Annotated in this window: 13 protein-coding genes and 1 pseudogene; 3 read left to right on the top strand and 11 right to left on the bottom strand. The window is 60.1% G+C overall.

Features of this window, described 5'->3' with window-relative positions; genetic code table 11:
* Window positions 1-791 (bottom strand): DUF2213 domain-containing protein (locus tag WCB02_RS21925; protein ID WP_423961350.1); only part of this gene is annotated, 791 nt, incomplete at its 3' end.
* 169 nt (window positions 792-960) lie between these two features.
* Here WCB02_RS21925 and WCB02_RS21920 point away from each other — a divergent pair.
* From WCB02_RS21920 to WCB02_RS21910, 3 genes are read left to right on the top strand one after another with little or no spacing between them, the layout of a single operon-like run.
* The gene (locus WCB02_RS21920; RefSeq protein ID WP_423961348.1) at window positions 961-1,152 is read left to right on the top strand and encodes a hypothetical protein; all 192 of its coding nucleotides are present in this window, start codon (window positions 961-963) and stop codon (window positions 1,150-1,152) included.
* Window positions 1,149-1,355 (top strand): hypothetical protein, encoded by a 207-nt coding sequence (locus WCB02_RS21915; protein ID WP_423961346.1) that lies wholly within the window; start codon window positions 1,149-1,151, stop codon window positions 1,353-1,355. Before WCB02_RS21920 ends, WCB02_RS21915 begins: the two co-directional genes overlap by 4 nt.
* Window positions 1,352-1,492 carry a hypothetical protein gene (locus WCB02_RS21910; RefSeq protein WP_423961345.1) on the top strand — a complete coding sequence of 47 codons (141 nt, stop codon included), beginning with the start codon at window positions 1,352-1,354 and terminating at the stop codon, window positions 1,490-1,492. The genes WCB02_RS21915 and WCB02_RS21910 overlap by 4 nt, the downstream gene beginning before the upstream one ends.
* Here the strand turns inward: WCB02_RS21910 and WCB02_RS21905 are convergent.
* From WCB02_RS21905 to WCB02_RS21860, 10 genes and pseudogenes are all read right to left on the bottom strand, one after another.
* The gene (locus tag WCB02_RS21905) at window positions 1,467-1,703 is read right to left on the bottom strand and encodes a hypothetical protein (protein WP_423961343.1); all 237 of its coding nucleotides are present in this window, start codon (window positions 1,701-1,703) and stop codon (window positions 1,467-1,469) included. The genes WCB02_RS21910 and WCB02_RS21905 overlap by 26 nt on opposite strands.
* 21 nt (window positions 1,704-1,724) lie before the next feature.
* Window positions 1,725-2,525 (bottom strand): phage minor head protein, encoded by an 801-nt coding sequence (locus WCB02_RS21900; RefSeq protein WP_423961342.1) that lies wholly within the window; start codon window positions 2,523-2,525, stop codon window positions 1,725-1,727.
* Window positions 2,522-2,851 (bottom strand): hypothetical protein, encoded by a 330-nt coding sequence (locus WCB02_RS21895; RefSeq protein WP_423961341.1) that lies wholly within the window; start codon window positions 2,849-2,851, stop codon window positions 2,522-2,524. The genes WCB02_RS21900 and WCB02_RS21895 overlap by 4 nt, the downstream gene beginning before the upstream one ends.
* 25 nt (window positions 2,852-2,876) lie before the next feature.
* Window positions 2,877-4,469 (bottom strand): DUF1073 domain-containing protein, encoded by a 1,593-nt coding sequence (locus WCB02_RS21890; RefSeq protein ID WP_423961340.1) that lies wholly within the window; start codon window positions 4,467-4,469, stop codon window positions 2,877-2,879.
* A complete protein-coding gene (locus tag WCB02_RS21885; protein WP_423961339.1) occupies window positions 4,466-5,119 on the bottom strand; it encodes a hypothetical protein in 654 nt (217 codons plus the stop codon). Before WCB02_RS21885 ends, WCB02_RS21890 begins: the two co-directional genes overlap by 4 nt.
* A 6-nt stretch (window positions 5,120-5,125) precedes the next feature.
* On the bottom strand, window positions 5,126-7,828 hold the full coding sequence (locus WCB02_RS21880) for a hypothetical protein (RefSeq protein ID WP_423961337.1): 2,703 nt from the start codon (window positions 7,826-7,828) through the stop codon (window positions 5,126-5,128).
* Window positions 7,829-8,013: 185 nt separating this feature from the next.
* Window positions 8,014-8,361, bottom strand: a complete 348-nt coding sequence (locus WCB02_RS21875) for a hypothetical protein (RefSeq protein ID WP_423961335.1) — start codon at window positions 8,359-8,361, stop codon at window positions 8,014-8,016.
* Window positions 8,362-8,378: 17 nt separating this feature from the next.
* Complete coding sequence (locus tag WCB02_RS21870) at window positions 8,379-8,855, bottom strand: phage tail fiber protein (RefSeq protein ID WP_423961333.1); 477 nt, start codon at window positions 8,853-8,855, stop codon at window positions 8,379-8,381.
* Window positions 8,856-9,026, bottom strand: coding sequence for a hypothetical protein (locus WCB02_RS21865; RefSeq protein WP_423961331.1), 171 nt, complete (start codon window positions 9,024-9,026; stop codon window positions 8,856-8,858).
* A gap of 54 nt (window positions 9,027-9,080) precedes the next feature.
* A pseudogene (locus WCB02_RS21860) lies at window positions 9,081-10,252 on the bottom strand (hypothetical protein); the annotation flags it as partial.

Raw genomic sequence — 10,252 nt, 5'->3', positions numbered from 1 at the left:
TCGGACATCTCATCGCGCGCCATCTTCTTGTCGGCGCAGTACTCGTCCTCGGCCTTCTTCTTCTCCTCGTCGTCCAGGTCCTCGTCGAGCGAGATGTGACCGGTGGAGGTGGGCATTTCGCCCAATGCACTATCCAGAGCCATCGCAATCGCGCGTTTGTCCTCGGCACTGACGGACTTGAGGAACGGAGCAATCGCTTTGGCGACAGCGGCCGAAACAGCGGTCTCACTCATTTTCCGTAAACTCCTCGGTAATTCGTCCGCCACCAATACATCCGGGCCGGCTCGCCCCTCGATGACCAGCGCCACGTGATTGCCCGCGATCTGCGTCATCACGCCATCGTAGGGCAAACCCTCGTAAATGCCGGGCGTCATCAGCGCCACATACCGATAGGCGCTCGACAGTTCGCGCTTGATGTCGCGCTCGACCAGATCGATCGCTTCCTGCGTCCATAGCGCAAGCGAATTTTTCAAATAGGGCGCTTCGAATCGCGCCTGCGAACCGGTCGTACCGACGACCAAATCCTGCCGCGGCGCCTTGGCCGAGACCGGTACATGGCGGATCAGGATCGGGATGCTGTTGAAGGTCGAGGCGGCTTTGTCCAGCTCCCGAGGATCGCGCAGCAGACGATAGGTCTTGAGCGGATCGAGCCCCAGGGCCTGCCAGTTCGGGATCTCGCCACCCTTGTAGGGGCAGATATTGGCCTTGGTGATGGCGGAGGACTCGACATGCAGGCGCCGGTCGAAATCCTTCGATCGTACCGAATTCGCCGCCGTCGTCGAAACTGCCATCCAAAGTGCGCGCCTTGAGTGCTGCTTATGTCATATCGGCGTGGGAACGCTATGCGCATCGGCGGGGTAAGTCAAATTATGTGAGCCACGTCAACGTTTTGGACGAGCGCTTTGCGCACAATGGCCTCGTCGAAACGATCTACCGAACTTTGCAGTAAGGATGACCCGCATGAACACGATGCACCCGGCCGTACGTAGCGCGATTTGTGAACGTATCAACGACTTAATGAATTACATGTGCCACGTGGAACTGTTCCCGGCGCAGTTGCATTCGGATCAGTCGATTGCCACCGAGCTGAGCCACGCAAAGCAGCAGATTGCCGAGCTGCGCGCGCAGTTCGTCGCGAGCACCATGTCATGATTACCCTCATGGAGACTTACAACGCCGACACCGGCAAGTACGCAATCAGCGGCCGCTTTGCGCTGCTGTCACGCGCGCTGAGGGAGATGGACGCGTACCGGGCGAAATTCGCCGATGCGCAGCTCACGTTGAGCGGTGGCGGGCCGAACGACTATCACCATGTCCAGGGTGAGCGCGCGCCGATGTTCGGGGTGTCAAAATGAGCGACCCCATTACCAATCAGCTCGAGCGCATGTGGGGGAAATGGGATGCGCTCTCGACCCGCACGCAGCAGCACATGATCCGGATTCATGGCTCGGTGTTTGCCGCCGCGTTCAGTCTTTTTGGGCTGGCACGCTAGCCGCGCGGGTCTTCTCGTCGGCGGTGCCGACCGCGACGCCCTCGCGGTATCTGGCATCCGCGCGTGAGCCGGCGAGCGAATTGGTGAGCTGATGCACCACTTCGAGCTTGCGGCCATTGCGCCAGGAGCTTAACCAGGCACCGGCTGCGGCGAGACCGGACAGCAATACGCCTAAGCCGGTCAGAATGGCGGATACATCGGGGGTGCTCATGGCCACATCTTGGAACCGATTCTAGCGCGAGAGGCCCGGAATAATCGAACGGCTGGTGCAGCGACAGCTGATGGCGGTGCCGGGCCAGACGTAGGCGCCATCGACGCTGGAGTACATGCCCTCGCGGATCTTGTAGCGCTTTTTCTGCGCGCCCCACTTGACGTGCTCAGGTCTGGGCTCTTTGCCGCCGCCGCTGTGCATCCAAATGGCCTCATCGATTCCCAGTTCGCTGCGGCGCGCTTCCTCCATGACGGCCTTCGCCTTGTTGTTCTGATCGCGCGCAATGAGAGCCGCACGCCTCCAGCTAAGGTCGTACTTCTCGCGAATCCCCTGCGCGAGCTGCGATTGTTTGGCGCCTTTCATCACCGATTGCCACACCTGCGACTGCACGTCGGTCAGGAATTTCTGCGGGATCGATCTGATCAGATTGACGTTTTCCGAAACGACAGCGCGATACGCCTGCACCATCGCCGCCGTGGGCCGAAACTTGACCGTGAAGCCCGCGTCCTTGAGCGCTGCCATGAATGCGGTGTCGAGATTTCTCCTCGAGCGCTTGGCGAACATCTTGGCGATCTCATCCGAGGCGTCGTTCAGATTGCGCGTCCAGCGTCGGCCCCACTTGTTCATCGCGTGGGTGAGCTCGACAATCGGATCGCTGTCGCGCGCAAATCCGATCTGCGCATCCTCGGGGTAGGCCGCCTTGATGTGCAGCAGCATCGACTCGGCCATGGCCTTGATCAGGGCCTGGAGCTTCTCGCGGTACCACTTCTCGAGGCCTGCGTTGCTGCGCAGGGCGCGCAGGGTGATCTCGTTCGCATTCACTCCAGCAGCTCGCAGAAATCCAACGCAATGCTCTCATCGACGTAACTGTAGACACGTTTCCCATCGCGCCCCATGTGAGGATCAATCACCTGTGGCCAGTCGCGGCGCTTGTCGAGCAGCACGCAGTGCGCGCCGGCCATGTCGTTGAGCGAGGGCACCGAGACGATATAGAGGCGGTTCGGCTCCAGGTGTTCACCGAAGCCACCGATGCGAATGCAGGGGCGCAGCCACACACCTTGGCCGACCAAGTAGACGCCGAAGTCTTGAATGGAGAACTCGGCCTCGAGCGGCCAGCCCATCTCGTGCACGTCGATACCGATCGCCATCGCGATGCAGCTGGCGACGCAGCACCTATCGGTCGGCTGCTGCTGCGGGTTGATTGGATTTGCCAGGGGCATTGTTGCCGAGCAGCTTCTTGATCAGGTCCGCGTCTTGCGGCGCGTCGGGATGGTCGCCGTCCTCCAGGCCCGGAGGCTCTGGAAGTTCATCGCTCAGGTTCACGTAGCCCGAATCCGTATCCTGCTGCAAGCGCTCGCGCTCCTCTTCGGGAGCGATCACACCGGCGTTGATGTAGGCAATCCCAGCATCCGAGGCGGACTTACGGACTCGAGCCGCAGCCTCGCCGTCCAGTTCCTTGAGCGGCACGAACTCGAAGGTGATGTCCTCATCGATATTGCCCCACTTGTTCAACTGGATCAGGTTGAGCACCGAGCGCAGATGACGTCGATAGAAGGATTCCTGCAATGCGTGGATATGATCGTCGAACACGTCAAGCTCGCCTTCGCTCGAAGCATTGAGCCCGGATGGGGAGATGCCAAAGTATTTCACCAGCGGAATTTTGGTCGGGAACGCCATGTGCTCCTGCGCCTGGGCTTGCAGCTCGGACAATCCTGACAAGGGGACGGCGACCTGGTCGAGTTCCTCCAACTCCTTGTCGGTCATGAAGATGCCCTGGTTGTCGCGGTTGGTGACGAATACCTCTATTCGTTTATCGAACTGCGCCAGGTCTTCCGGTCCACTTGAGCGGCCGCTTTGCAGTATGGCGTCCATGCGCGTCTTCAGCACAATGATCGAGAAGTTGCTGATCAGGCGATTGACGCTGGACACCGTATGCAGCCAGCGATTCACGTAGGGCTCGATCAACTGCGAGAGCGAGATGCCGCCGAAGTTGTAGGAGGGCTTGATCAGATCCGGCACCTCGTGCGAGATGAAAGTGATCAGGCGCGTGAAGTCGGTCTGCACCCCGAGCAGCATCCACTTGGTCGGATGATAAAAGTCCGGCCGGGTCGGATCATTCGCGTTCCACGTGACCGGCGTACACCAGATCGGCTCGACCAGGCGAAAGCCCTTGAGCGAATCGCGTGCGATGGTGTTGGCGTCATACACCAGCGGCTCATCGTGATTTTCGTGGCCGTCCAGATCGATGAAGACGTGCGCCAGGCCAAAGAGCGCCTCCTTCACCGATGCGCGATAGAACAAATCCCTGATTTGAAAGCGCTCGAACTCATCCTCGATGTCTGCAATACGATCGGACTTGTCGCCCTCGCCGCTGGATTTGAAGACGATCCACTTGCGTGTCATCTCCTCGGCAATGGTCTCAGCCGGCGCGCGATACTCGGGGCGCTGGGCGAGTTCCGACAGATACGGATAGCCCGGCCAGTACAGGCCGCAATCCCGACCGCTGCCTAAATTGCTCGCCCAGTTGTTGAGCGGAAAGGTCTGTCCGCCATCGTCCATCGCCATCTCAGGTGGTTTGACGCTGGGAGGCAACTGCGGCATCTCCAGCTTGCGGCGCTTGGGGCCGAAGCCGTCCACCTCGATCTGCTTGGCGCGCGCTCGAATGCGTGAGCCATCGATGTGAAAACCGTCGTATTGGCTTTCGGCAGGCGTCGCAGCTGGGATCTGGAGCCAGCGGCGCAACCAGGCTTTTAAGCGTTTGATCATGCCAGCGACTGTGGGATCTGAAACAGCATCGTGCCCACACGCGTGCTGCCGTCCGAGAAGCTCACTGTGGCGCTGACAGGATAGTCGGTGCCCGCGCTTGCATCTGCGGTATCGATAAGCACCGGTGTGCTCGTTGCGGTAATGGCGCCGAATGTCGCGGCGATGCCGAAGGCAGCCGACCACTGCGCCGATGCGACAGAGGATAGCAGCGAGGTAGTGTCCACATCTTCGCACGTCCAGATAGCAGAGCCGTCGATGACAGTCAGTCCCAACACAATCGGCCAGGTCGGTTCAGTATCAGCGCTCTCGCCCGCCTGGGTGCATCGATACTGATAGCCGTTGGGTGAGGAGGGGCGCACCGGCGGGGAATAGGTTTGCATGTGGGCGCCCGGCTGCCAGAAGTTGCTGAGATAGGCAGTCCAGTCGAAGGCATAGGGCTCGTTGATGCCGATCGGAACCGGGAACGCGCCGAAGGGCTGCGGATAGAACTCATAGCCGTTGGCGGATGGGCCGGGGACGACGTTGGGCGTCGGCACGAGCAGTGTGAGGCCGTAGAAGCCTGCGAGTGTGAGGCCGCCGCGAGCTAGCATTTCACCGATGCCGGTGAGAGTGCCTGAGCCGCCGAATGTGAGTCCGCCGCTGGCGTTCATCAGAAATTACTGCAGAACACGAACATTGTACGTTTGCGCCGCAGGCGTGCCGGCTACTACGGCACAAACTTCAGCGGTCACAGTATTGGATGAGCTGATCCAAGCCTTTTCTTGATATGCACCGCCCGGATCACTGCCGCCAGCGCCACTCATGACGGCTGACATGCCGGTAGTCGCTCCGGTGATAGATACAGTTGTTGAACTACATGCACCGGCGATTAGCGCACTGCCGCCGAGGCTGCCGGTAGTGCCGGACAGATCCTTCAAAGTCGTGAAAACACCCCAGTAGCACGCACCGTTGTTGTTGTAAGCGCGTATCTGCACGTTGGTGTTGGCCGGAATAGCGTAACTATTGGCGCTCGCGCCAGCCTGTACGATGTTCTGCGGGCCGGTTGTGGTGCATGTGCCATCACTACTGCCAAGCGTGCCGCCGATGAGTGTCCAGGTATTGGCCGGTTGCGGGTTGCTGAAATCCAGCGTAATGCCGACCCACTGAGCATTGATGGTGGGTAGTGTGCAGCTGTCATTGCCAGCGTTCGTGTGCGCGTAACTCGGATGGTAGGCGTCGTAGCATTGACCGGACGCCGCGCTGATCTGATCCACTAGATTTTGAAACGGGTGTTGGATGAATAGCGCGTTGCTGGTGTTGGTCTCGTAGATGTCCGGCTGATATGCGCCGTCGAAGTAGCATGCCAGGCTCGGCAACAGCGGAGTCACGAAGCCGCTGCCAGGCGCATTATTGGTGGCTGAGATAATCGAACAGCCTAATCCGGTGTTGTAGCCACTGTTATTAACCGCGCCGAATTCAAAACGTGCACCCTCCAAAATATTCTGCTGTGTGGTGTAGTCGAATCCAAAATCGGGGGAGGCTCCATTTGGCAAGTCAAATTCGTTGCGATAGGACGTTGACCCACCCGCGACAGTGCGCACAGACAGTGTGCGGATTGCCCCATCCGTGCTATTGCCGCCCGTGATCGATCCGTCATTAGGGACTAGACCGCCTTTGAAGTGCTGGCCGAAGGCGCCCTGAATATGGATAGCTACTGTCTGTTGTCCTTCGATGTCGATGCCGGTGTAATCGCTCGGCTGGATGGTGGACGTGTCGAGCGCATCGACTTCGATTCCCGGGAAACCGCCGGCCAAGATGTTCGCAAACGCGCTTACAGTATTGGCATTGGTGATCGCCGCAGCGCCGACGTAGTTTCCGATGCCCAGGCCATTGCTGGTACAGCCGGTCGGGTTGATGGCAGTCACAAAATAGATTTGATTGAATCGATAATCGTTGGCATTAGTGTCGAACGCGACCGGTTCGCCGACCGCGAATTTAGTGGAATCCGTAACGCTGATGCACGAATGCCCGCTGATCTCGGAAGCTGATTGTTTGGTGCCACCGTAGACCAAAACGCCGCCGCTGTTGGATTGCACCTTGTCGAACGTCAGCGCGTTGATCTTACTGGCGTTATAAGCCTCGATGAGGATATTGCGTGTGTTGTACGCATTGGACGGCGGTGCCTGCGTCGAAAGATTCAGAATCTGAAGATTGCCCGGTACCCACGCGCTGCCAGCCGAGGACACAAACGCGGCTTGACCGCCAGGAGCGGATTGCGTGCCGCTGGCGCCATTGCCGACCGATTGCACGTTGCGAATTCGGCCGCCGTCGAAATTCTCGTCCCATAGGCCATACTGGCCGTTGTTCATCAGGAACAAATTTTCGAATACGCAACCGGCACAACCGCCGTTGTATGCCGCACCTATATCGATGCCGTAGGTGAAACTGGTTGAGGTCGTGGACCCGCCAATGGTCATGTTCATGATGCCCGCGCCCACAAGCATGCTCTGCAGGAATGCGGTCTGCGTCTGTGCTGAACCGAGCGCAGTTGTGTTGTAGGCGAAGGCCGGGAACGTATTGTTTCCGGTCAACACTGTACCGACCGGATTCACGGTGCCAGGGGCGGGGGTCATGCCGTAACCGGTGCCGCTGTAGATCACGCCGTTGCACAATGGCAAAGACGCGGTGAGCGCAATTGAAACCGGCGGCAGTAGCACGACACCGCCGCCGGCTGAACAAGCTGCATTAGCCGCCGTGATGATTGCCGCGGTGGTGATTGCCGATCCTGGTGGATAAACGTTCGGAACGTAAAATGTGCTCGCGCTTGGGGGGGGCTCGGCAAACAGATTGTTAACGGGCTGGCCTGAAAAGATGCCGGTGCCATTAAAGGCGAAATTTGTCGTGCCGCCGACTTGCCCCCAAGCGATACTGTTTACGTTGGTTGATCCTCCGCTCTGGCGCGTGACAGACATGATCTGCGAGCCGAAAGCGTAAGCGTCTGTCAGCGTTTGCAAAGACATGTCATAGCGATCAAAGACCATGCCCCACAGGCCGCCATTGGCGGGTGCGTTCAGGTTTTGGTAGTACACAGACGGCCCGGTATTGGCCGCGGCAGTCATCAGCATGGGTACGGCTGCGGTGTAGGTCTGCTGTGCGCTCCAGGTGTTGGCCGTGCCCAAGATCTGCGAGGCCACGTAGGCATCGATCTGTGCCGGCGTACATTTGGTCGAGACCCCGCCCTGCACGCACACCAGATCCTCGGTGCCGGCGAGTGTGGTGGAGGCGCCCAGTCCCAGCGTGAAGGTGTTGAAGCCCTCGTTGGCGGCGAAGGCGGGCGCTGCGGCAAGCAGTAGCAGCACAGCACGCAACAGTGTTTTCATGGGCTAGCCTGAGTAGAGTTGCGAAGCGCCGGCATCATCGGTCAAGAAAATCGTCTGCGCGTCGTTCGTGAGAAACGTAGTCCCAGGGGGAGGCCCGCTACAGCCCAAATCATTGCAGATCGGCGAGCCCATCAGAGAATTGACGCGCCCTAAGATGCAAGCGAAGACGCAGTAGATCAGGAAGCTCATGAATTGGAGATGACAGCCACTGCATCCCCAGGTTGCACGATGAAGAATTCTGGCACGCCTGCGGCCATGCGATGACTGCTGGTGGTCGCGGTGGGTGTGGTGCTGCCGACCTGCACCGAGCAGGTGGTGTCACAGACGATTTCGATCAGCTGGGTCTGCACGTTGAAGGGATTGGAACGAGCAGAGGAGCCGCCGATCGCCACGGTCTGATGCGTGACTTCGGGGGCGAGCGGCGCCTGGTAAATGCCCGGGTAGTTTTTGAATTCACTGACGTAGAGCGTCGCGGCCTGGCCTAAGCCGCTGAACGTGCACAGCGTGAGAGCGAGAATGAGTTTGCGCATCATGCTGTGATCCTCATAAATCAATCCCCCGTCAACGTGAGCTGCCCGGGTAGGAACGTTGGCGCCACGCCCTGGGAGACTGCCAAGGAAGTATTGAGCGGGAAGTAGATCAGCACCTGTGTCGCCCCCGACATCGCCACCCCGACGCTGAAGTAGGTCTCGGTCTCGGTGTACGAACTGGTGGTCTCGGCCGCAAAGGCGATCTGGGCGGCATTGACCGCCGAGCTGGGCACACCCGTGACCGAATTACCGGCCGTGAACGTCCAGGGACCGGAGCCGCGGGCGATGGCCACTCGAGCATAGCCCGGATAGGCCGCCTCATTGACGTTCTGGGCGCCGTCGCCGGGGCTGGCGGTGTGCAGCGCCAGGTACAGGCTTCCAGGGCTGCCGCCGCCGCTGGAGCCGGCCAGGCCCGCCGTATTGCCCACATTGGCGATGGCGGTGTTCGCCAGCAGCAGCTCCAGGAGCGAGAGCGAGAAGGCGGCGCTGGCGGGCATTTACTTGGGCTTCTCGTCGTACGTCTCGGGCTGCTCGGGCTGCTCGGGCTGCTCGGGCTCGTCTTTCTCCTCCTGCGCCTTGTCGGCTAGCGCGAGCATCCGTTGCTGCCACGCTAACTTGGCCTCAAGAATACGCTGGGCCTCGCTCGAGAGGCGTGGCAGAAGCGGCATGGTGAGATCCCCCTTCACGGGTTTGACATAAAACCTGCCCGATGGTACGCCCGACTAGGTCTGATCCGCCAGCGCGCGCGAGCGGGCCAGATACGCATCGGAGATCTTGAAGGGCATCGAGCGCGGGGCGAAGTAGATGCAAAACGCGTCCGCCAGATTGGGCGAGGCCGAGCCATCGGGGGCTTTCTTGATCAAGAGCTTCCCCGACTTGGCCTTGTCGTACTGCGGCTGCGACAGTTCGATTTTCAGCTGCGCGAGTTCGGGCAGCTTCGAGTCAATCGAGATGATGTCATCAGGATCGAATTTCATTGCCTTGCGCGCGCGGTAGGTCGCCTGGGCGCGCTGACGCAATGACCACCAAACCTGCGCCTTGCGGTTCTCGAAGAAGTCCTCGTTGCGCCGGCCTTCGACCATCTCCTGTTTCGGGAATAGCACGGCAGCGGATCCGCGGTGCGCATGCGCGTGGATGGTGTGCCGCCTCGCCTTGCGCCGCTCCTCGTTGAGCACCCGCGCATCGCCTTCCACGCCCGCGCCCAGACCGTCTGCGTCGTAACTGAATTCGCGCGCGTTGATGTCATCGAGCAAGCCGAAGACTTTTTGCACGCTGGCGAAGATATCCCCGGTCGCCTGCCCCGACCAGCTCTTGGCCATTGTCACCAGATTGCCGCAGCCGCCCACGAATGCGTTCTTGTCCGCGCCCTTGTCCGCCACATCGAACGCGCCGCGCCGCTCGCCGGTCATGTCCAGCTGCAGGTGAATGTGAGCATCGACCATCGCTTCCACGTACTCGGCCGGAATGACGACTCCCTCCACCGAGGCCTGGTAGTTGCGATCCACCTCCTGCGCGGTGATGACCGGGCCCCAGGTCTCCAGATACTTCTCGTACCAGGCCATGTCTTTGCGCGGATCGTGCTGCCACGCAAAGATGAACTTGCGCACCTTCGGATCATGGGCCCTCTGGGCAAAGCTATTGTCCATGCCATGCACCGAGGACAGATCAAGTCGGCACATGGTGTTGTTGGCCAGTGCCGCATCGACGACTAAGCCATGCTCGAGCCACGCCGTTTCATCCACACCGTAGAGCGCAGTGCGCCCGCCGCGGCCGATGTTGTCGCCGATCTCCCCGATGATAGAGCTGCGTGTGGCCGGGAAATAGACCTTACGCTCTTGTGCGTGGAGTTTCTGCGAATAGCCGGCCCTGGCGAAATCAGGCATCCATTCCAGAT

The sequence above is a fragment of the Bradyrhizobium sp. genome (assembly GCF_049581145.1).
In the GTDB taxonomy this organism is placed as follows: Bacteria; Pseudomonadota; Alphaproteobacteria; order Rhizobiales; family Xanthobacteraceae; genus Bradyrhizobium.
Note: the sequence above shows the minus strand (reverse complement) of the source record. Positions and strands in the feature narration are given on the sequence as shown.

Excerpts from the sequence above, each read along its gene's own strand:
- WCB02_RS21870 (WP_423961333.1), bottom strand. The coding sequence starts at position 8,855 with ATGCCCGCCAGCGCCGCCTTCTCGCTCTCGCTCCTGGAGCTGCTGCTG.
- WCB02_RS21875 (WP_423961335.1), bottom strand. The coding sequence starts at position 8,361 with ATGATGCGCAAACTCATTCTCGCTCTCACGCTGTGCACGTTCAGCGGC.
- WCB02_RS21915 (WP_423961346.1), top strand. The coding sequence starts at position 1,149 with ATGATTACCCTCATGGAGACTTACAACGCCGACACCGGCAAGTACGCA.
- WCB02_RS21895 (WP_423961341.1), bottom strand. The coding sequence starts at position 2,851 with ATGGCGATCGGTATCGACGTGCACGAGATGGGCTGGCCGCTCGAGGCC.
- WCB02_RS21890 (WP_423961340.1), bottom strand. The coding sequence starts at position 4,469 with ATGATCAAACGCTTAAAAGCCTGGTTGCGCCGCTGGCTCCAGATCCCA.
- WCB02_RS21885 (WP_423961339.1), bottom strand. The coding sequence starts at position 5,119 with ATGAACGCCAGCGGCGGACTCACATTCGGCGGCTCAGGCACTCTCACC.
- WCB02_RS21920 (WP_423961348.1), top strand. The coding sequence starts at position 961 with ATGAACACGATGCACCCGGCCGTACGTAGCGCGATTTGTGAACGTATC.
- WCB02_RS21880 (WP_423961337.1), bottom strand. The coding sequence starts at position 7,828 with ATGAAAACACTGTTGCGTGCTGTGCTGCTACTGCTTGCCGCAGCGCCC.
- WCB02_RS21905 (WP_423961343.1), bottom strand. The coding sequence starts at position 1,703 with ATGAGCACCCCCGATGTATCCGCCATTCTGACCGGCTTAGGCGTATTG.
- WCB02_RS21865 (WP_423961331.1), bottom strand. The coding sequence starts at position 9,026 with ATGCCGCTTCTGCCACGCCTCTCGAGCGAGGCCCAGCGTATTCTTGAG.
- WCB02_RS21910 (WP_423961345.1), top strand. The coding sequence starts at position 1,352 with ATGAGCGACCCCATTACCAATCAGCTCGAGCGCATGTGGGGGAAATGG.